This window comes from Leucobacter insecticola (assembly GCF_011382965.1).
GTDB lineage: Bacteria > Actinomycetota > Actinomycetes > Actinomycetales > Microbacteriaceae > Leucobacter > Leucobacter insecticola.
The window spans coordinates 1,647,705-1,668,075 of record NZ_CP049934.1 but is presented as its reverse complement, the minus strand read 5'-3'; the positions used below and the strand labels follow the sequence as shown (position 1 = coordinate 1,668,075).

21 protein-coding genes, 1 pseudogene and 1 riboswitch are annotated in these 20,371 nt (G+C 65.4%); of the genes and pseudogenes, 13 read left to right on the top strand and 9 right to left on the bottom strand.

All coding sequences use genetic code 11. The annotated features are described in order from the left end of the window. Window positions 1-22: 22 nt before the first annotated feature. Window positions 23-481, bottom strand: a complete 459-nt coding sequence (locus G7067_RS07675; protein ID WP_166323247.1) for a DUF3995 domain-containing protein — start codon at window positions 479-481, stop codon at window positions 23-25. 59 nt (window positions 482-540) lie between these two features. Beyond that, window positions 541-1,191 (bottom strand): SOS response-associated peptidase family protein, encoded by a 651-nt coding sequence (locus tag G7067_RS07670; protein ID WP_166323245.1) that lies wholly within the window; start codon window positions 1,189-1,191, stop codon window positions 541-543. 364 nt (window positions 1,192-1,555) lie between these two features. On the opposite strand from G7067_RS07670, the gene G7067_RS07665 reads away from it, so the two are divergent. Further along, on the top strand, window positions 1,556-2,656 hold the full coding sequence (locus G7067_RS07665) for a DNA alkylation repair protein (RefSeq protein ID WP_166323243.1): 1,101 nt from the start codon (window positions 1,556-1,558) through the stop codon (window positions 2,654-2,656). Continuing rightward, window positions 2,656-3,342, top strand: coding sequence for a GyrI-like domain-containing protein (locus tag G7067_RS07660; RefSeq protein ID WP_166323241.1), 687 nt, complete (start codon window positions 2,656-2,658; stop codon window positions 3,340-3,342). The genes G7067_RS07665 and G7067_RS07660 overlap by 1 nt, the downstream gene beginning before the upstream one ends. Here G7067_RS07660 and G7067_RS07655 read toward each other — a convergent pair. From G7067_RS07655 to G7067_RS13820, 4 genes are all read right to left on the bottom strand, one after another. Then, a complete protein-coding gene (locus tag G7067_RS07655) occupies window positions 3,329-4,156 on the bottom strand; it encodes an ABC transporter ATP-binding protein (protein ID WP_166323239.1) in 828 nt (275 codons plus the stop codon). The genes G7067_RS07660 and G7067_RS07655 overlap by 14 nt on opposite strands. A 1-nt stretch (window position 4,157) precedes the next feature. Then, window positions 4,158-5,135 carry an ABC transporter substrate-binding protein gene (locus G7067_RS07650; RefSeq protein ID WP_166323237.1) on the bottom strand — a complete coding sequence of 326 codons (978 nt, stop codon included), beginning with the start codon at window positions 5,133-5,135 and terminating at the stop codon, window positions 4,158-4,160. A 117-nt stretch (window positions 5,136-5,252) separates the two neighbouring features. Next, window positions 5,253-6,038, bottom strand: a complete 786-nt coding sequence (locus tag G7067_RS07645; protein WP_166323235.1) for an ABC transporter permease — start codon at window positions 6,036-6,038, stop codon at window positions 5,253-5,255. A 13-nt stretch (window positions 6,039-6,051) separates the two neighbouring features. Further along, the gene (locus G7067_RS13820) at window positions 6,052-6,183 is read right to left on the bottom strand and encodes a hypothetical protein (RefSeq protein WP_244301011.1); all 132 of its coding nucleotides are present in this window, start codon (window positions 6,181-6,183) and stop codon (window positions 6,052-6,054) included. Window positions 6,184-6,340: 157 nt separating this feature from the next. Further along, window positions 6,341-6,447, bottom strand: a riboswitch (TPP riboswitch). Between the two features lie 185 nt (window positions 6,448-6,632). On the opposite strand from G7067_RS13820, the gene G7067_RS07635 reads away from it, so the two are divergent. Then, window positions 6,633-7,619, top strand: a complete 987-nt coding sequence (locus tag G7067_RS07635) for a DUF4031 domain-containing protein (RefSeq protein ID WP_166323233.1) — start codon at window positions 6,633-6,635, stop codon at window positions 7,617-7,619. Here the strand turns inward: G7067_RS07635 and G7067_RS15220 are convergent. Beyond that, window positions 7,552-7,692 (bottom strand): methionine/alanine import family NSS transporter small subunit, encoded by a 141-nt coding sequence (locus G7067_RS15220; protein ID WP_166323231.1) that lies wholly within the window; start codon window positions 7,690-7,692, stop codon window positions 7,552-7,554. The two genes, G7067_RS07635 and G7067_RS15220, sit on opposite strands and share 68 nt — an antisense overlap. Further along, window positions 7,689-9,299 carry a sodium-dependent transporter gene (locus G7067_RS07625; RefSeq protein ID WP_166323229.1) on the bottom strand — a complete coding sequence of 537 codons (1,611 nt, stop codon included), beginning with the start codon at window positions 9,297-9,299 and terminating at the stop codon, window positions 7,689-7,691. Before G7067_RS07625 ends, G7067_RS15220 begins: the two co-directional genes overlap by 4 nt. A gap of 166 nt (window positions 9,300-9,465) precedes the next feature. Here G7067_RS07625 and G7067_RS07620 point away from each other — a divergent pair. The 6 genes and pseudogenes from G7067_RS07620 to G7067_RS07595 form a co-directional block, all read left to right on the top strand. Continuing rightward, a pseudogene (locus tag G7067_RS07620) lies at window positions 9,466-9,942 on the top strand (ABC transporter ATP-binding protein); the annotation flags it as partial. 495 nt (window positions 9,943-10,437) lie between these two features. After that, window positions 10,438-11,463: an aliphatic sulfonate ABC transporter substrate-binding protein gene (locus tag G7067_RS07615; protein ID WP_166325944.1), complete on the top strand. Its 1,026-nt coding sequence runs from the start codon at window positions 10,438-10,440 to the stop codon at window positions 11,461-11,463. Continuing rightward, window positions 11,460-12,230, top strand: coding sequence for an ABC transporter permease (locus tag G7067_RS07610; RefSeq protein ID WP_166323227.1), 771 nt, complete (start codon window positions 11,460-11,462; stop codon window positions 12,228-12,230). Before G7067_RS07615 ends, G7067_RS07610 begins: the two co-directional genes overlap by 4 nt. Next, window positions 12,221-14,257, top strand: a complete 2,037-nt coding sequence (acs, locus tag G7067_RS07605) for an acetate--CoA ligase (protein WP_166323225.1) — start codon at window positions 12,221-12,223, stop codon at window positions 14,255-14,257. The genes G7067_RS07610 and acs overlap by 10 nt, the downstream gene beginning before the upstream one ends. Next, window positions 14,254-15,588, top strand: coding sequence for an O-acetylhomoserine aminocarboxypropyltransferase/cysteine synthase family protein (locus G7067_RS07600; RefSeq protein ID WP_166323223.1), 1,335 nt, complete (start codon window positions 14,254-14,256; stop codon window positions 15,586-15,588). Before acs ends, G7067_RS07600 begins: the two co-directional genes overlap by 4 nt. 117 nt (window positions 15,589-15,705) lie before the next feature. Continuing rightward, window positions 15,706-16,194 (top strand): CoA-binding protein, encoded by a 489-nt coding sequence (locus tag G7067_RS07595; RefSeq protein WP_244301009.1) that lies wholly within the window; start codon window positions 15,706-15,708, stop codon window positions 16,192-16,194. A 98-nt stretch (window positions 16,195-16,292) separates the two neighbouring features. Here the strand turns inward: G7067_RS07595 and G7067_RS07590 are convergent, their stop codons facing one another. After that, a complete protein-coding gene (locus G7067_RS07590; protein ID WP_166323221.1) occupies window positions 16,293-16,886 on the bottom strand; it encodes a 2-phosphosulfolactate phosphatase in 594 nt (197 codons plus the stop codon). Between the two features lie 122 nt (window positions 16,887-17,008). Between G7067_RS07590 and msrB the strand changes: the two genes are divergently transcribed. From msrB to G7067_RS13810, 4 genes are all read left to right on the top strand, one after another. Then, a complete protein-coding gene (msrB, locus tag G7067_RS07585; RefSeq protein ID WP_166323219.1) occupies window positions 17,009-17,413 on the top strand; it encodes a peptide-methionine (R)-S-oxide reductase MsrB in 405 nt (134 codons plus the stop codon). 166 nt (window positions 17,414-17,579) lie between these two features. Then, on the top strand, window positions 17,580-18,950 hold the full coding sequence (locus G7067_RS07580; protein ID WP_166325938.1) for an LLM class flavin-dependent oxidoreductase: 1,371 nt from the start codon (window positions 17,580-17,582) through the stop codon (window positions 18,948-18,950). A gap of 278 nt (window positions 18,951-19,228) precedes the next feature. Beyond that, window positions 19,229-19,963, top strand: a complete 735-nt coding sequence (locus G7067_RS13815) for an integrase (protein WP_205881099.1) — start codon at window positions 19,229-19,231, stop codon at window positions 19,961-19,963. Then, the gene (locus G7067_RS13810; protein WP_205881098.1) at window positions 19,933-20,271 is read left to right on the top strand and encodes a hypothetical protein; all 339 of its coding nucleotides are present in this window, start codon (window positions 19,933-19,935) and stop codon (window positions 20,269-20,271) included. Before G7067_RS13815 ends, G7067_RS13810 begins: the two co-directional genes overlap by 31 nt. Window positions 20,272-20,371 lie beyond the last annotated feature (100 nt).

Genomic DNA, 20,371 nt, shown 5'->3' with positions numbered 1-20,371 from the left:
GTTTGCGGCCAGTGAGGCGCCGTCAGCTCAGCTGATCGACACTCTCGACAGGCTTGCGGTCCCGGGCCCCCAGCAACACCGCGACCCCCAATACCGCGCAGAGTGGGCGATAGTACTGTCGGTTCAGTTGTCTGAAGCGTTGCCCGCTTTCGGGAAGCCCCAGCGCCTCCATCAGGAGCTCTTCAGATACAACGGCACGCGCAATGAGCCCGAACCCCATGAGCCGGCGCAGCGCCACCACGCCCCGGCCTTCACCGAGTGCGCCACCGGCGACGAGCCCGCCACCGATCGCAGCAGCAGCAACTCCCAATGTCGCTTCCGGGCTGGGCCTCAACTTCGCGTTGCCAATCACGGCCTCAGAGAGTCGCTTCCCGTTCTTTGCGGGCCAGCTTGACCCCGAAGCCCAGACAAGGTGCAGTGCCCCCACTGCCAATAGCCCCGTTGTTCCGACACTGCGCGCGGTCCGTTTGACGATACCCATGATTCGAAGGTAGCGCACTCCCCACGGCAGGGAAAGCTCAACGAAGGCAGAGTTTCGCCTCAGAAGAGAGTCGGTGAATCCTTCGCCAGCCCATCACCGATCACCTCAAACGCGCGCGAAATCTGCTCCGAAGAATACACCGCGGTCGAAGCGAGTTCAGTGTTTCCAGCGCGGCCCGGATCAAGCCACGCGTCGTGGAAGTCCCGCGGCAGTACCAGCGGCATGCGGTGGTGTACTTCGCTGGCCTCCCCGACTGCCTCGCGAGTCACCATCGAGTAGCTGAGCAACTGCCCGGTGGCGGTCTCGACGGGTGTCACGATGGCCGCGATCCCGAACATCTCACCGCGCGGCAGCGAAAACGAGCGACCCTTTTCGATGTACCAGTTGGCGGGCAGGATCGCGCGCCGTTGGAAGGGCTCCCGCCACTTCTGCGCGAGGGCGTCGGCGCGGGAGTTGAACGCGCTGAAGGGCGCGGGTGCGCCTCCCACGTGCAGCCACCACCAGCCAAGGTCTAGGCTGCGCTCGCCCTGTACCTCGCGGATCATCGGGTTCAGGTTGCGCGCGTGACGGCCCGTGATCTTTGCCGTGCCGGCCTGCTCCCTCGCCCAGCGCGCAAGCAGTTCGCGAGACTCCGGTTCATGCATCGGCGGCAGGTCGAAGGTGAGCCCCAGTTTGAGGGGGCCACCGCCAAGTCCATAACTCGCGCACATGCCGCCAGTTTAGGCGCTGGTTCGCCGCCTGGTAGCTTGATGCAGACTGACCAAGCCACGAGAAAGCAATATCTCGACGAGAAGCCAATGCTCTGACGCACGCGAGATGCTCTCTCGTCGAGATACTGGCTTCTCGTCGAGAGGGCTAGTGGTGTGTCTCAGAAATGGCTTCCCAGTAAGGATGTGCCGGGGTGCTGTGATCGCAAGGCGGACGAGGAGAGCTTCGCTGGAGGCAAAGCTGACGAGAACAACGCAGCGAGCGCGGCTCACCGGTGCACCGCAACGGGGAGTCATTTCTGAGACACACCACTAGCATGAGAGCATGACCCCGCACTTCGAATGGACCCGCGGAAACTGATCACAGATGCCGCTCGCTGACGAACTGCTCGGACAAAATGGCGCGATTGCGCTCGTTGAGATTCTGGAGCGCGCAGACCACCACACCTCCTTCGCGCACGCGCGCCTGGTGGCCGCAGAGATCGATTCCCTGACGCTCAGCGAACGGGCACGGGCGATCGCCCGTGGCATTCTGGCCGACATTGACGGGGACCGGGACCGGCTTTCCCGGGTGATTCGCAACGCCCTCGAAGACGAGACTTTTGCGGGATTTACGCTCTGGCCGCTCGGGCTCGCGGCTTCGTGGAGCGCGATCGAGGCGGGGACCGATCAGGCCTTCGACAACGGGATGGAGCTGATGCGGGAGCTGACCCCGCGGATGAGCTCGGAGTTCTCCGTGAGGCCACTGCTGCTCCACAATCTCAGCCGCGGGCTCCGGCACATGACCGAGTGGACGGGCGACCCCGACTGGAACGTGCGGCGTCTCGCATCAGAGGGAAGCCGGCCGCTGCTGCCGTGGGGAGAGCGGCTTCCGGTGCTCGTCACAGATCCCTCGCCGACGCTCCCGATCCTCAACGCGCTCTACGACGATCCCGAAGAATCGGTGCGCCGATCCGTCGCGAATCACCTCAACGACCACAGTCGCACCCACCCGGAGCTTACGGTACTGACGGTTCGCGGCTGGCAGCGCAGTGGCGGGGAACATGTCGCCCGCACTTCTCGGCACGCACTGCGGACGCTCGTGAAGCGCGGGGATCCTGGGGCCCTTGAACTCCTCGGATTCCCACCCGTGAGCGTGACCGTGTCCCCACTCACCCTGTCGACAAAGCGGGTGCCCGCCGGCGGCGCCGTGCAGTTCTCTGCGGAGGTACAGAACACGGGTGACGAGCCCGCTCGCATGGTGATCGACTACGTACTGAGCTTTCCCGGGGCGCGCGGCGGCACGCGTTCAAAAGTTTTCAAGATCGCGGAGCGCGCACTCGATCCCGGCGACGGCACCGTGGTTACGGCCTCCCATTCCTTCCGGCCGATCACCACGCGCAAGTACTACCCTGGCAGCTACGCCCTCGCACTGCAGATCAACGGTGTCACCCAAGAGCCTGCGGAATTTACGGTCGAGGAGAACTAATGCCAAGGAAGATTGACGGAGGATCTGTGAGCGCCACAAAGTCAGACTTCAAGAAGGAACTCGACGCGTATCAGGCGAAGCGCGGCGCATTCCGTGTGGTTGATGTGCCCGAGCTGCAGTACCTGATGATCGATGGGCACGGGGATCCGAACACCTCCCCCGAATACACTCGCGCCCTCGAAGCGCTCTACCCGATCGCCTACGCGATGAAGTTTGCGAGCAAGCGCGAGCTCGGCCGCGATTACGTGGTGATGCCGCTCGAGGGGCTGTGGTGGGCGGACGACATGTCGACGTTCACGAGCGCGCGCGACAAGTCGCAGTGGGACTGGACCATGATGATCATGGTGCCGGAGTGGCTCAGCGAAGCAGCATTCACGGCCGCGCGGGATCAGGCCGCTGCCAAATACGCCGCACAGCACGCGGCGGCGGATCCGCACGCCGAAGACTCGCCCCCGTTCGACGAGGTCCGGCTCGCAACACTGCGCGAGGGACGGTGCGTGCAGACGCTGCACGTCGGCTCCTACGAGGCCGAAGCGCCGGTGCTTGAACGGATGCACCGCGAGTTCATTCCCGCACAGGGGCTGCGCATGGCCGGCACGCACCACGAGATCTACCTCAGCGATCCGCGAAAGGTCGCCCCCGAGAGACTACGCACGATCCTGCGCCAACCCGTTACTGCCGCGTAGCCGCCGCAGCGGCCTCACCGTCGAGCGCGGCGAGGATCCGGCGTAACGGGGCATGGTCGGTGCCCTCCTCGCGCTCGCGCACGCGGGTAGCCGCGTCCGGGCGGTCCTCGACGTGCACGATCCGGCCCGGGCGATCGCTCATCACCAGCACCCGGTCCGCGAGCAGCAGCGCCTCCTCGATATCGTGGGTGACGAGCAGGATCGGGCGGCCGTCGTTCGCGGTGATGTCGAGCAGCCAGTGCTGCAGGCGCCGCCGGGTCAGCGCGTCGAGCGCCCCCAGCGGCTCGTCGAGGACGAGCGCGCGCTGCGGCATCAAGAAGGTACGCATCAGCGCAACCCGCTGCCGCATGCCGCCGGAGAGCTCGTCGGGCCAAGCCCGCTCTTGCCCGGGCAGCCCAAACTTTTCAAGCAGAGCCACCGCCTCCGCGCGCGCCTCGGCGCGATCCCGCCCCGCGGTTTCCGCGCCGAGGGTGATGTTGTCGAGCGCGCGCAACCACGGCAGCAGGGCGTCGCGCTGCGGATGGTAAGCGATGCCCCCGGGGTGCGCGATGAGGTCGCGGGATCCACTGCGCGCGCTCCCCCGCTCCGGAACCACAAGCCCCGCGAGGATCCGCAACAGGGTCGATTTGCCGCAGCCGCTCGGCCCGAGCAGCGCGGTCAGCGTGCCGGGCGCAACCTCAAACGACACCTCACTCAACACCGGTGTGAGCTCGGTGCGCCGTGCCGCACGCCGGGCCCCCGCTTCCCGAAACCCGTGCGCGATGCCGTCGACCACGAGCGCGCCCGCGGTGCCTGATCCGATGAAATCAGTCATGTCAGCTCGCAGACGGCGCGGGGAGGTACTCGTTGGTCCACGCCCCTTCGAGTGCCGAGGCATCGTCAAGCATCCCCGCCCGCACCAGGAACTCTGTGAAACGATCCCACACTGCCTTGTCCATCTGTCCGAAACGGCCAGCCTCACCCTCGGCATCGCTACGGTACAGCGGGGCGTAGTAGGCGACCGCGGCGCGCACGAGCGAAGCGTCCAGCTCGGGGGCCACGGCGAGAAGCGCGTCCGCGCCGGCCCGCGGATCTTCGATGACGGCGTCGTAGCCGCGGCTCGTCGCCGCCACAAACGCGCGCGTCAGCTCGGGATCCGCCGCCATCGCGGCGTCGTTGCCAATAATCACCGGGGTGTACCAGTTGGGAATACAGTCCTGGTGCGCCGACAGCGGCAGCACAACCACGTCATCCCGCTCCATCTGCGCCCGCAGCGCGTCCCAGCCGCCAAACACCCAGGCAACGTCAAAGCGATCCTGAGCCATGCCCGCAAGATAGTCAACGTTGCCAATATCGATGAACTCAATCGATGCGGGATCCCCGCCACCGCACTCGGTCAACGCGGACATGATTTCGGTTTCGAGCGCCCCACCATACCCGCCGTAGGTGAGACCGGCGAGCGAAGCAGGATCCTCGCTCAAGCCGCTGGAGGCGAGACCCATGAGCGCCGAGTCGTTGACGGGCAGAAGCGTCGCGATCGCCGAGATCCCCATGCCCGACGCGCGCGCGGGAAGCAGGGACTCGGCCTGCGAGATCCCAAACTCCGCTTTCCCGGACGCCACGGCCGCGTCGGCCCCGATATCCGCGCCCGGCTCGATGATCTCCAGGTCGATGCCCGCCTCCGCGTAGTACCCGTGTTCGAGCGCGTAGGCGATACCGGCGTGGTGCGCGTTGGGCGTCCAGTTGAGCATCAGCGTGACGCTGTGCAGATCACCGTCCGCGGCCGACGCGGATCCCCCTCGGCGGCAGTGCATCCGCTGAGGAGTGTGCTGCCGAGCAGGATCCCTGCGCTGAGGGTTGCGAGGGCGGTGACGGATGAAACAGGTGAGTGAGCCACGACGGAGTGACCTTTCTATGGTGAGGATTTCGAGTTATACAGAGGCGGCGTCAGCGGCGAGGGCCGAGCTGGCGCGGGTGCGCGCGAGCGCGCGATCACCGAGGAGGGAGGTGATCCAAAACAGCAGCACCCCCAGCACGGCAATGACACCGACGGCAGCAAAGAGCTGGTCCATGCGGTAGCTCGCCTGAGAGCGTTGCAGATAGACGCCGAGACCGACGGACGATCCCATCCACTCGGCGATGATTGCGCTGAAGACGACGTAGCTAGCGGAGACCTTGGCCCCGGCGACCATGCCCGGAACGGCGCCGGGGAAGCGCGCTCGCCGCAGCACAGCAAAGCGCGAGGCCCCCATCGCGACCAGCAGTTCAACGAGGTCGCGGTCGACGCCGCGCATCGCCGCGCTGGCGCTGATGACAACGGGGAAAAACGCGCCGAGCGTGACCACCAGGATCTTCGGCCACGATCCGAAACCCATGGCCGCGATCACGATGGGTGCAAAGATCACCGGCGGGATCGCCTGGCTCGCGATCAAGAGCGGTTCGACCGCGCGCCGTGCTGTGTCCGACAGCGTCAGGGCGACCGCAGTGGCGATGCCGAGCGCGGCGCCGAGCACAAAACCACTGACGGCGATCTGAAGTGTGGCGGCGAGGTGTCCCGCGATCAGGGTGCGATCGTGCCATGCCGCCTGCCACACCTGCTCGGGGGCGGGCAGCAGGTAGGACGGAACCCCGGTGACGCGCACCAGCAGAGCCCACACGACCACCACGCCGACGACGGCGAGGAGCACGGGAAGGATCTGCCGCGAAAGACTCTTCACGACGACGTCTCGGCTAGTGCGTGATGCGCGCGGCCAGATCCGACATCGAGGCGTCGAAACGGTCGTCCCGCGCCTCGAGGATCCGCACATGCGTCATGTTTTGCTCGGCACCGGAAACGAGCGTCGCTTCGTGCAGCTCGCGCATCAGCGGCCACAGCCGATCGGCCGGCCCCTGCACTGTGGTGCCGAGCGCCCCACTTCGTAGTCGAGACCGCTCGATTCGATCACTCGAATCGCCGCCTCGCAGTGGGCGTATGTGCCCCGTTCATCGCCAGATGGCGCTGGCCCAACATGGACATGGATCAACATATTGACCGCTTCCCTCCGCTCGCATTACCGAGATCAGGTTTCTGGGGTGGTCCACCTCAATCGGTGAATCTCAGCCAAGTTTGGCCCCCCAGCGGATGTGTACTGTGGATTTCCCACCATAGCAGACCTCTGCGCCCTCGGATGGGGTCCGTCTCCAGGCCCGTGCTCCGCCCCCGGGTCCCGCTCGACGAGAATGCACTCCGCCGACGAGAATGCACTCTGCCGACGCACGGGGAATGGCTTCTCGTCGAGATACTGCATTCTCGTCGGATTACCATTGAGTGCATGGCGATCCTGATCGATCCTCCCGCGTGGCCCGCGCACGGCACGCTGTGGAGTCACCTCGTGTCAGACACCAGCACCGACGAGCTCCACGCGTTCGCGGCACGTCTCGGCGTTCCCCGTCGCGGGTTTGATCTTGATCACTACGACGTTCCAGCATCCCTGCACGCGGAGGCGCTCGCGCTCGGGGCCCGCGCCGTCACCGCGAAGCAGGTGGTGTTCGCGCTGCGCCATTCGGGACTGCGCGTGCGGCAGGTCGATCGGCCCGCGGCCGTTCCGCTGCAGCGGCGAGAGTTTCTCGTCACGGAGTGGTCGCGGCTCGGGCAGGCGCTCGGCAGTACCAAAGCGGACGGAGCCGAGGGTCCGTGGTCGCGGCTCGGTGAGAGCCTGCTCGCCCGCTGGAATGAACCTCACCGCAGGTACCACACCGAGGTGCACCTCGAGGATGTCCTCCTCGCACTGGACCAGTTGCACACCCGCGGTGAGCGCGTCTCGCCGGCGACGCTGGCCGCAGCGTGGTTTCACGACGCAGTGTACGCCGGCGCTGAGACGGACGAGCAGGATTCTGCTGCGCTCGCGACGCGGGAGCTCGGCGCGTTCGCTTCACTGCCCGACTCCGGGATCACTCCCGCGTTTCTGGCCCGGGTGGAGTCCTGTATTGTCGCGACGGCACCCGCGCAGCACGCGCAGGATCCTGACCCGGCACTCAGCCATCTCCGTGATGCTGATCTTGCGATTTTTGCCGCTGCTCCGCCTCGCTACGAGGCCTACACGACCGCGGTGCGCGAGGAGTATGCGCACGTCTCGCAGGAAGCGTTTGCGACCGGGCGCAGCCGGATCCTGATGGGCTATTTGGAACAGACTGCCATCTACCGGACCCCAGCCGCGCGGCAGCTGTGGGAAGAACGTGCCCGCAGCAACCTCACTGCTGAGGTGACGCTGCTGGAGCGGTCGCTTCGTCGTCCTGATCGGGATGTTTCGCGAGATTGACGATCCCGGCGACGAGGCCGCCCCAGACCGTGACCATCGCGATGATCATCATGACAACAGCTTCGGTAGTCATCGCGTTTCCTCCGTGTGCAGTGTTTCCAGGGTGCCCGTCTCACGATCAGCATCGTATGCCTCACGCTGCAAATACTCGTCGTAGCCCGGGTCCGTTTTTGCGCGTGATCTCTCGCTCCACGGGAGCAGCGACAGCAGCACACCGCCCACGATCAGGGTGACCACCATTCCCCATCCGAACACGGCCACAAACCACGCGGGGTAGCCCGAGTAGATCTCCGTGATCTTGCTCTGGAGTTCGCTGTACAGCAGGTAGCCGAGTACGACCGGGGCGAGGATCCCGACCAGCAGACGCCACCAGGATCGCACCGGGAAGCTTGAGCGGCGGTTGAGATGCGCCTGCAGCATGGGCAGTCGGTGCAGCACCCAGGCCACAACGATCACCGTCACAAACGCGACGGCCATGATCCCGAACGCGTTCACAAAAGCGTCGGCAGTGTCGAGTACCGCAAGCGCCGTCGTGGTTGAGAACAGGGCCATTGAGATGAAGGCCAGCGGGATCGATACGGCGAGTGTGGTCGGCACCCGCCCCCAGCCCAGCTTGTCTTGCAGCGCCGAAATGATCACTTCAAGGATCGACATCATGGAGGTCACCCCTGCGAAGACGAGCGAGCCGAAGAAGAGCACGCCAATGATCGAGCCCCCGACCGCGTTCGACACGATCGTCGGGAACGCGACAAAGGCGAGCCCGATCCCCGAGGTGGCAACACCCGAGACATCGGTACCCTGCGCCGCGGCCATGAAGCCGAGCGCCGCGAACACGCCGATTCCCGCCAGGATCTCAAACGACGAGTTTGCGAACGCGACGACGATCCCGGAGCCGGTCAGGTCGGACTTCGGCTTCAGGTATGACGAGTAGGTCACCATGATGCCAAACGCCACCGACAGCGAGAAGAAGATGTGCCCGTAGGCTGCCGCCCACACCGCGGGGTCGCCGAGTGCCTGCCAGTTCGGGGTGAAGAACGCGTTCAGGCCGTCAAGTGCGCCGGGCAAAAACAGCGACTGCACCACGAGCGCGATGAACATCAGCGTCAGGAGAGGCATCAAGATGACGTTGGCGGCACCGATGCCGCGTTTCACGCCGAGACTCATGATGACGATCACCACGAGCCACACGCCGATCAGGGGCAGACCCACCTGGGGCACGAACTCCGAGGATACCCCCGACTCGGCGACATCCCCCATGCGCAGAAAGTCAGAGAAGAAGAAGTCGTTTTCGTTGCCGACGCCCCACGTCAGCCGCGCAGAAAACCAGGTATACATCACGGCCCAGGCCACAATCACCGCGTAATAGACAGCGATCACAACGCAGATCAACACCTGCCACCAGCCCAGAGGCTCGGCGGCCCGGTGCATCCGGCGAAAGGCGAGCGGTGCGGATCCGCGGAACCGGTGCCCAATCGCGTAATCAAGGAACAACAGAGGCACACCCGCAGTGAGCAGGGCACACAGGTAGGGAATCAAGAACGCCCCGCCGCCGCCCTCGTAGGCAACGTAGGGGAACCGCCAAATGTTGCCGAGGCCGACAGCCGAGCCGATCGCTGCCAAAATAAACACGTTTCGAGAGCCAAAGGCCTCGCGTGCTGCCGGTCGTTTTAGAGAAGACATAGTGGGTAGATTACAGGACCTGGCGAGGTTGCGCGTATGGCACGCTAAGCGAGAGAATCGCGGCTTCTGCGTTCGGGATCGAGCCTCGCGAACCCGATGGAATCGCCCAAATGCGTCGTCATGTTACGGCCGACTTTCGTAATATTGCAGACGTTCGGCATGGTGGATGATTATGCCCGAGATCGTCGCAGCCCCCACGGCTCCGCCAGCCACCACGCCGGCGGGCCAGGTGCGGATCGATGCTGTCGAGCGTACCTTCCCTATGAAAGACGGCGCCCGCACCGTGCTTCGTGACCTCTCGCTCGAGGTGAGCGCGGGCGAGATCATCGCGGTGGTCGGTCCCTCCGGCTGCGGCAAATCGACGCTCCTCAGGCTGATCGGCGGACTCGACGTCCCCACCTCGGGCACGATCACCCTCGACGGCGAGCAGGTGCGTGACCACGACGATTCCACGGCCATCGCTTTTCAGGAGCCGCGCCTGCTCCCCTGGCGCACGCTTGCGCACAACGTCGCGATCGGTCTCCCCCGGGGCACCAGCCGCCGCGAGGCGAAAGCGCGCGTCGCGGAGCTGCTTGAACTCGTGGGCCTCAGCCATGCCGCAGACCAACGCCCCGCAGACGTCTCGGGCGGAATGGCGCAGCGCGCCTCGCTCGCCAGGGCGCTCGCCCGCAGCCCCCGCGTGCTGCTCCTCGATGAACCCTTTGGCGCGCTCGACGCGCTGACCCGGCTCAAAATGCACGACCTCCTCCTCGATATTCATCGGGCCCAGCCCACGACAGTGGTGCTCGTCACCCACGATGTCGAAGAGGCACTGTACCTCGCCGACCGGGTGTTGATGCTCCGGAACCTGCACGCGGCCGGGCACGAACCCGCACGCCCCGCGCCCGGGTGGTGGCGCTCGGATCTTCCTCCGGCATTGGCGCCCTCGGGTCCGCTCGCGCAGCAGCGCAGGATCCCGAACAGGATCACACCCAAGATGCAGCCGCCGCGGGCACTCCCCGTGCAGCCGGCTCCATCGCCCGTCTCGTGCCCGTGCCGGGCGCCCGCCCCGCGACCGAGGCGCCAGAACGTTCACCGATCTTCGGAACTCCCTCCTCGACGGATTAGGGGTCCACAAGTCCACCACACAGGAGAACCAATGAGCCCCATCACCCGACGTCTGATCCCCGCAGCCATCACCGCAGGGGTACTGGCCCTCACCATGTCCGGCTGCGTGCAGGGCGAAAGCGGCGGAAACTCAGCTCCCGCAGAGGGCAGCGAGTGGTCGACCAACACGCTCTCGCTCGACTGGGCAACCTACAATCCGCTCAGCCTCGTCGTCAAGGATCAGGGTCTCATCGAGGACGCCCTCGGCGACACTGTCAAGGTCGAGTGGATCCAGTCGGCCGGCAGCAACAAGGCGAACGAACTCCTGCGCTCGGGATCCATCGACATCGGATCGACCGCGGGATCCGCCGCGCTTTTCGCCCGCGCAAACGGGTCTCCGATCAAGGTCATCGACATTTTCTCGCAGCCCGAGTGGGCAGCGATCGTGGTCGGTGCAGACAGCAACATTTCCGATGTCGCCGATCTCAAGGGAACGTCAGTTGCCGCCACCAAGGGCACCGACCCCTACTTCTTCCTGCTGCAGACGCTCGAGGAGGCGGGCCTCAGTGCAAGCGACGTCGAGATCCAGAACGTGCAGCACGCCGACGGTCGGGCTCTCCTTGACGGCGGCTCCGTTGCCGCGTGGGCCGGGCTAGATCCAATCATGGCGGCGGCCGAGGTTGAGTCCGGATCCCGGCTCATCGCACGCAACGTCGACTTCAACACCTACGGTTTCCTGAACGCGACCGAGGATTTCATCACGGATCACGCTGATGTGGCCCAGGTCGTTGTTGACGCCTATGAGGAGGCTCGTGTGTGGGCGCTCGCGCACCCGTATGAGACCGCTCAGCTACTCGCGGATGCCGCCTCCATCGACATCGCGGTTGCGGAGACCGTGATCAACGAGCGCTCAAACCTCGATGTTTCGGGGGTTCCCGGCAAGGAGCAGATCGAGGTGCTGCAGCGGATCTCCCCGATCATCGCCGAATCCGGTGACATCAAGGGTGGCCAGGCAACACTCGATACGGCTATCGCCTCGATCGTGCACGACGAATTCGCCAAGAACGCGGCCCAATGACGCCCGGTTCAACCCCGCGTACCTGGGTCCAGATCGCCGGGGGTTTCATCGTCCCCCTCCTCATTGTCGGAGCCTGGCAGTTTGTTACGGCGACGGGGATGGTGCCGGCGTACCGGCTCCCCGGCCCCCTGTCGGTTATCGAGGCGGGATCCGAACTCATCCAGCGCGGTGAGCTGTGGCTCAACATCGCGATCTCGGTGCAGCGCGTCTTCATCGGCTTTGTTGTCGGATCCGGGATCGCGCTCGCCTTCGCTGCGGCCGTTGGTCTGTCGCAGATCGGCCGGGTGCTGCTGGCGCCCACGCTCGTCGCGCTGCGGGCTGTCCCCTCGCTCGCCTGGGTTCCCCTGTTGATCCTGTGGTTGCAGGTCGGCGAAGAATCGAAGGTGACACTGATCGCCATCGGCGCGTTCTTTCCGGTCTACACCACCGTCGCCGATGCGCTGCGGCACGTCAACCCGCAGCTCGTGGAGGCGGGGCGCAGCTTTGGTCTTCGTGGCTGGTCCCTCTTTCGCACCGTACAGCTCCCGGCGGTCATCCCGTCGGTGGTTTCCGGTCTGCGCCTCGCGCTCGCCCAGGCGTGGCTGTTCCTCGTTGCGGCTGAGCTGCTTGCTGCGTCGATGGGGCTGGGCTGGCTTCTGAACGACTCGCAGCAGACCGGGCGGGTTGACCGGATCCTGCTCGCCATCGTGTTGCTGGCGCTTCTCGGCACCATCACCAACGCGATCCTGGTGCTGTTCGAGCGTGCCGTGCTGCGGAGGTGGATGTGAGCAACGAAGCGCGCCTCAGCGAAACCCGCGCCTTTCCGCCATCGCCGAGCTTCGCGGCCCGGGCGAACCTCGACGCGAGCAGTTACGACGCCGCTGCGGCCGATCCGATCACCTTCTGGGAGAACGCCGCGCGGCGACTCGAATGGACCGAGCCGTGGCACACGGCGCATACGTGGTCTCCCCCGGTCAGGGACGCCAGCACCGGCACCGTCACGATCCCCGCAGCGACCTGGTTTGACGGCGGCACACTCAACGTCGCGACGAACTGCGTCGATCGGCACGTGGCGAACGGTCTCGGCGAAAACGTTGCCCTGTACTTCGAGGGCGAGCCCGGCGACCGCGTGGCCGTCAGCTATGCGGATCTTCAGCGGCGGGTGTGCCAGGCCGCGAACGCGCTCACCGCACTCGGTATCGAGCCGGGCGACCGTGTCGTTGTCTACCTGCCCGTGCTCATCGAAACCGTGGTGATAGCCCTCGCCTGCGCCAGGATCGGCGCCGTACACTCGCTCGTTTTCGGAGGTTTCTCGGCGGAGGCGGTGCGGTTCCGACTTGAAGACACGGGTGCAAAGCTACTCGTGACGAGCGATGGCCAACACCGCCGCGGCACGCAGGTCGAAGTGAAATCGAACGCGGATCTCGCGGCCACCGGCCTCCCCCATCTCGAGCACGTCCTCGTGGTGCGTCGCACCGGTCAGGCAGTGCCGTGGACCGCCGGCCGAGACGTGTGGTGGCACGAGCTCGTTGACGCGCAGCCCGAAACTCACGCGCCGCGGGCCTTCGACTCCGAGCACCCGCTGTTCATCATCTACACCTCGGGCACCACCGGAAAGCCCAAGGGTCTCGTGCACACCTCAGGCGGCTACCTCACCCACGCGAGTTGGGCGCACTGGGCACACTTTGACGCGAAACCCGACGATGTGCACTGGTGCACCGCGGATCTCGCGTGGGTCACGGCGCACAGCTACGAAATCTACGGGCCGCTGTCGAACGGGCTCACGCAGGTCATCTACGAGGGCACTCCCGACGCTCCGCATCGTGAACGGCACCTCGAGATCATCGAACGCTACGGCGTCACCGTCTATTACACGGCGCCCACGCTGATCCGGACGCTCATGACCTGGTTTGGCGAGGAGCTCCCGCCGGGGCATGATCTCTCGTCGATCCGGCTGCTCGGCACCGTCGGCGAGGCGATCAACCCCGAGGTGTGGGTGTGGTTCCGCCGCAATTTCGGCCGCAACAGCGTTCCCGTGGTGGACACCTGGTGGCAATCAGAAACCGGTGCCGCGATGATCGCGCCGCTCCCCGGCGTAACCACGCTGAAACCGGGGTCGGCAACGATCCCGCTCCCCGGGATCGACATGGCTGTCGTTGACGAGGCGGGCGAGCCGGTGTCCCCCGGCCGGGCCGGAACCCTCGTCGCCAGACGCCCCTGGCCGGGCATGGCCCGCACCGTGTGGGGCAACCCCGAACGCTACCGCGACTCGTACTGGGCTCCGTTTGCGGGGCACGGTGAGCACGGCGGCTACTACGTTGCGGGCGACGGCGCCACCGTCGACGCGGACGGCTATATCTGGATCCTGGGCCGTCTCGACGACGTCGTGAACGTGTCAGGGCACCGCCTCTCCACCATTGAGATTGAGTCTTCGCTCGTCGCACACCCGGCCGTCGGTGAAGCCGGGGTGACCGGGGTGAGTGACCCGATCACCGGGCAGGCCGTTGCGGCGTTTGTGGTTGACGGGTCGGAGGGCGTCGCAGATCACCACGAGCTGCGCGCACAGGTGACCCGGGATATCGGGCCCATCGCGAAGCCGAAGATCATCGTGCGCGTACCCGAGCTGCCGAAGACACGCTCGGGCAAGATCCTGCGTCGATTGCTTGCGCAGATCTGGCAGGGCGATACGCTCGGCGATACCACCAGCCTGCAAAATCCCCGGGCCGTCGACGAGGTGCGCAAGGCCGTGCGCCTGGCCAGGCTATCGGCGAGCAGCGAACCATCATCCAGCGCTTTATCGAAGGAGACCACATGAGCGAGCACCAGTTCGGGTTCCGCACCCGCGCCCTCCACGCGGGAGGCACCCCTGACGCGGCAACCGGCGCACGCGCCGTGCCGATCTACCAGTCCACGTCGTTCGTCTTCGACAGCGCGAAGGAGGCGGCAAACCTGTTTGCCCTGCAGAAGTACGGCAACATCTACTCGCGCATCGGCAACCCCACGGTGGCGGCGCTGGAGGAACGGATCGCGTCCCTTGAGGGCGGCATCGGTGCGGTCGCGACCGCGAGCGGCATGTCTGCGGAGTTCGTCACTTTTGCGGCGCTCGCGGGCCACGGCGACCACATTGTCGCCTCGGCGCAGCTCTACGGCGGCACCGTCACCCAGCTCGACGTCACGCTGCGGCGCTTCGGCATCGACACGACGTTCGTGGCGAGCTCCGATCCTGAAGAGTTTCGGAAGGCGATCCGCGCAAACACCAAGGCGGTGTATGTCGAAGCGATTGGCAACCCCGGCGGCGAAATTGCCGACATCGAGGGCCTCGCCGCCGTCGCCCACGAGGCCGGGGTGCCGCTCGTCGTCGATGCCACGCTCGCGACGCCCTACCTGTCGCGCCCGATTGAACACGGTGCGGACATCGTGATCCACTCGGTCACCAAGTTCTTGGGCGGTCACGGCACCACCCTCGGCGGTGTGGTCGTGGAGGCCGGCACCTTCAACTGGGGCAACGGCAAGTTCCCGACGATGACCGAACCGGTCGAATCGTACGGCGGTATCAAGTGGTGGGACAACTTTGGCGAGTACGGGTTCCTCACGAAGCTCCGTAACGAACAACTGCGAGACATCGGGCCGTCGCTCAGCCCGCAGTCGGCGTTCAACCTGCTGCAGGGTGTTGAGACCCTGCCGCAGCGGATCGATGCGCACGTCGCGAACGCCCGCGTCGTGGCCGAGTGGCTCGCCTCGGATCCCAGGGTCTCATTTGTGACTTGGGCAGGGCTCGACGGTCACCCGCACCAGGATCGCGCGCAGAAGTATTTCCCGCTCGGCCCGGGATCGGTGTTTGCGTTCGGGGTGCGCCCGGCGGGCGAGTTCACCTCCGAGAGCGAGCGGGTGCAGGCGGCCCGCGCGACCGGTGAGGCGTTCATCGAATCTCTGCAGCTGGCAAGCCACCTCGCAAACATCGGGGACGCGCGCACCCTGGTGATCCACCCCGGATCAACCACCCATCAGCAGCTCACCGCCGAACAGCTCGAGGCGGGCGGCGTGCCCGCCGACCTGATCAGAATCTCGGTCGGCATCGAGGATCCGGAAGACATCCTGTGGGATCTGGATCAGGCCCTTACCCGCGCGACAGGAGCACAGCGATGAGCGCAGCAGAGAACCCGGACAGCACAGCGATGAGCACAGTCAGCAACGACCCCACTTCCCCTCTGAGTCGACGTTCTCGGGGCTGCCTGCGCGCTGCCGGGAGCCGCGGGTGCCGCCGTGCGCAACTGGCAGGGGCCGACCGCGGGAGCGCGGCTCGGGATCCTGCACCGCGCAACGTCGGTGGCGATTGTGGGGGCGTCCGATAATCCCGCCCGCGCCAGCTACTTTGTCGCTACCTACCTGCTTTCGAGCGCACCGTACGAGGTGTACTTCGTGAACCCGCGCGCCGACACGATCATGGGACAGAAGTCGTATGCGTCGCTCGCGGATCTGCCGGTAGTGCCCGACATCGTCGATGTGTTTCGCAGGCACGAGGATCTGCCGGGTGTCGCCCGGGAGGCCGTTGAGGTTGGTGCGAAAACGCTGTGGTTGCAGCTGGGTTCCTTGAACGAGGAGGCTGCCGCGATCGCCGAGGCGGCGGGGCTCGACGTGGTCATGGATCGCTGCCTGAAGATCGAGCACGCTCGTTTCCACGGCGGGCTGCACCTCGCGGGCTTCGACACCGGCGTGATTTCCTCGAAGCGCCAGGTCGTCGCGCGGGGTTGACAGCTCAGCCGGTACTCAACTCTCAGCCGGTAAAAAACTGCGAATTCTGACCGGCTGAGGTGTGAGTACCGGCTGAGGTGCCGAATAGTAGGTGCCGGCTAGTTGACGCGGCGCGCTTCCGAGTCGGCATCAAGCTCGGCGGCGGCGCGGACCTCATCGCGGCGACCGGCCGCTGTGAGGGCAAGCCCTGCGGCGCTCGCGGAGAGCAGGTGTTTGAGGGCGCGGGTGAGTGGACGGAACCCCTCAATCGCGACGGCGAGATCCGGGGCGGTGTGATCCAGCCCGAGCTTTGACAGCGCGTCGCCTAAGGCGCCAGCCGCCAGGTAGTCTTCCACCGCGAAGGCACCGCCATCGCCCGCAAGCACGAGGTTCACCGCGGTGCGATCACCTCGCGCAAGCTGCTCGTCGACGATCGCCCGCGCGGTCGCGGTCGCGTTGCGGAGCGAGGCACGAAACACCGTCGGCCCGTGTGGCAACCCCGCTGCCTGCGCAGCGAGATCCGCCGCGGCATCGCCGATGACATCGGCGCCGGGAGCAACCCTCGCGCCTACAGAGGTGACAGCTTCGGACGCAGCGGGTGCGTCAAGCGCATCGACCACCACCACGATGCCCGCATCAGCGAGGGTCGTGAGGCCTGCGGTACCCCATGCAAGCCGCAGCTGATAGGTAGATTGCGAACGCGAAGCCGTCATGCACTTCAGCCTAGAGCGGCGGGACAGCGGCTCACCGGGAGCGACGTAATACTGCGTCATGAAGAGGAGATTCACGGCTCGATACTCAGCCCATTCCAGGCCAACACCATAGGATTACACACATGGCATATGAGGTTTCAAAGTCTGAAGAAGAGTGGCGCGAAGAGCTCGGCGACGAGAAGTACGAGGTGCTGCGCCAGGCTGGCACCGAGCGCGCCTGGACGGGTGAGCTCCTCGACGAGGATCGGGCGGGCTTCTACACCTGCGCCGGCTGCGGCAACGAGCTGTTTCAGAGCGGCACCAAGTTCGACTCGCACTGCGGCTGGCCGAGCTTCTACGATTCAGTGCGCCCCGACGCGGTTGAACTCATTGAGGACACCTCCCTCGGGATGGTCCGCACCGAGGTCCGCTGCGCCCGCTGCGGTGGCCATCTCGGGCATGTCTTCCCCGACGGCTTCGGCACGCCGACCGGCAACCGTTACTGCATGAACTCACTTTCTTTGAATTTCACGCCCGAAGCCGAGTAACAATTCGTCGCACACGGTAACAAAGCGCACAATCGTGCAGCACGGTCCCGAGATTCGGTAGTTTTCTGCGAAAGCCACCGACCGTCCCGGAAGGACCACACCCGTGCCAACAGCAGCCTCATCCTCCGTCGCACCCAGCACACACATCCGCCTCAACGCCTTCGACATGAACTGTGTAGCCCACCAGAGTTCGGGCCTGTGGCGGCACCCCGAGGATCAGGCGTGGCGTTACAAAGACATCGAGTACTGGACGAACCTCGCCCGCATCGCTGAGCAGGGACTCTTCGACAGCATCTTCATCGCAGACGTGCTCGGTACCTACGACGTCTACGGTGGCAACGATGTCGCCGCGATCCGCAACGGTGCGCAGGTGCCGGTGAATGATCCGGTGCAGCTCGCGGCAGTAATGGCCGCGGTCACCAAGAATGTTGGGTTCGGGATCACGGCGGGCACCGCCTACGAGCATCCGGTTCCCTTCGCGCGCAGACTCTCAACGCTCGACCACCTGACGAAGGGTCGTGTGGGCTGGAACGTGGTGACGGGGTACCTGCCATCAGCGGCCCGCAATCTCGGCAACGACGATCAGCTCGAGCACGATCAGCGCTACGAGCATGCCGACGAGTATCTTGAGGTGGTCTACAAGCTGCTGGAGGGTTCATGGGAAGACGACGCCGTGGTTCGGGATCGCGAGCGCGGCGTGTTTGCCGAACCGGAGAAGGTGCACCACATCGGCCACGAGGGCACGCACTACAAGGTGCCGGGCATTCACCTGTCTGAGCCTTCGCCACAGCGCACCCCGCTCCTGTTCCAGGCCGGGGCGTCACCGCGCGGGATCGGTTTCGCGGCGCAGCACGCGGAGGCCATTTTCATAGCCTCCCCCACGAACGCGGTCGCGAAGAAAAGCGTCGACGCGATCCGCGCAGCCCTCGTTGAGGCCGGGCGGGATCCCGAATCTGCCAAGGTCTACCTGCTGCTCACCGTGATCGTTGACGAGACCGACGAGCTTGCTCAGGCGAAGTACGAGGATTACCTATCGTATGTCAGCCCCGAAGGTGCACTCACGTTTTTGTCGGGCTGGATGGGCATCGACCTCTCGACGTATGACCTCGATGAGCCGCTCGGGAATGTGCAGAGCAACGCAATCCAGTCGACGCTCGCGGCGTTCAAGGCCGATAACCCCGAGGGTCGCGCGTGGACCGTGCGCGACATCGTTGAGCGCGGCGGCCTCGCGGGGCTCGGTAGGACCGTCGTTGGATCGGCCGCGACCGTTGCCGACCAGATGCAGCAGATCGTCGCCGAGACCGGGATCGACGGCTTCAACCTCGCCTACGCGGTAACTCCCGGCACCTTCGAGGACGTCGTGAAGCACGTCGTGCCCGAGTTGCAGCGCCGCGGCGCGTACCCGACGGAGTACGCGCCGGGCACCCTCCGCCAGAAGCTCTTTGGCGCCGGGGATCGCCTCCCCGAGAACCATCGCGGCTCACAGTACCGCGTCGGCGCCCCGCTCTCGACGATTGACGACAGCGTGCGGGGGTAGCCAGTGACTCGTCGATCCATCAACTCGTGGCCTATAGGCCCAAAAAGGGGCTTTAAGCCCAACTCGTCGAGAGTACAAAGCGCCCCTCTTGCCGAAGCAGCAGGGGAGCTAGGAGTCAGAAACCGAACGAACCAGTGACAACCCAAGAAGTGTACGTCAGGGGGAGACGAACTGTCTAGCACTCGACTTGACTCATCTAGAATGTCCGGGAACGACAGCCTGCGCCTCACATAAAGAGGTCCGCGTAGTTCCCTGGAACAATGAGCAGGGAGCTATCGATGGCGTCGCGCCGTGAAATCACGAAGAAGTTCGCACGCGAGTACGCGAACGCTAACAAGACGGAGAAGACCCAACTTCTGAACGCGTTGGTAGAAACGACAGGCTGGCATCGCGACTACGCTCGCCGGGCGATCCGCAACGCGCACGCCCGTAAAGGAGCCGCCCGCGACCGACAGCGCAAACCACGCCCACGGAAGTACTCCTACGACGCGCTCGTGGTGCTGCAGGAAGTCTGGGCGCTTTCAGGTCAACCATCGGGGAAATATCTCGCTGCGGTCATGGACGATACCCTGGAACGCCTCGTCCGGTTTCGCGAGCTCGGCCGGGTCGCCGCCCGCGTGAGCGAGGAGGTGCTGGACGAGCTACAGTCGATGAGTGCGGCGACGATTGACCGGTACCTCAAACCGCACCGGGACGCCCGCTACCCGCACGCGCTGGGCACGACGAGACCGTCACATGTCCTGCGCTGGTCCATCCCGACCCGCACCGCGATGGATGGCTTGCCGCCCGGGCCGGGGTTATACGAGTTGGACACCGTCGCACACTGCGGCCACACCACCAAAGGCGAGTACCTGCGCACCCTCACCGCCACGGATCCGGTGATCGGGTGGACACTGATCCGCGGTATCCGCAACAACGCTCACGTGAACATCAGAGCCGGGATGGACTGGATCCGCAAGGCCTCCCGATCCCGATCGCGGGGATGGACTTCGATAACGGAAGCGAGTTCCTGAACTGGTCGGTGGTTGCTTGGTGCGACGAGCGCGGCATCCCCGTCACCCGGGGCCGCCCCTACCAACACAACGACAACGCTCACGTTGAGCAACGCAACGGTGACTGCGTCCGCCGCCACACGTTCCGCTTCCGCTACGAAACCGATCACGAACTGACGCTCCTCAACGAGTTACATGCCCTAGTGATGAAGCGGAAGAACTTCTTGCTGCCCTGTGTGAAAGCTACCGGCTGGACCCACACCACCTCGGGCGGAAGAAACGCGTCTACGACGCCCCACGCACCCCGTATCAACGACTCCTCGACGTAGGCGTGCTCGATCATCGTGCCGTCGAACGCTTGACTGGTGAGCATGCGAAACTGAATCCAGCCGCTATCACTCGCCGGAGCGCTCGCATCCAGCAGCAACT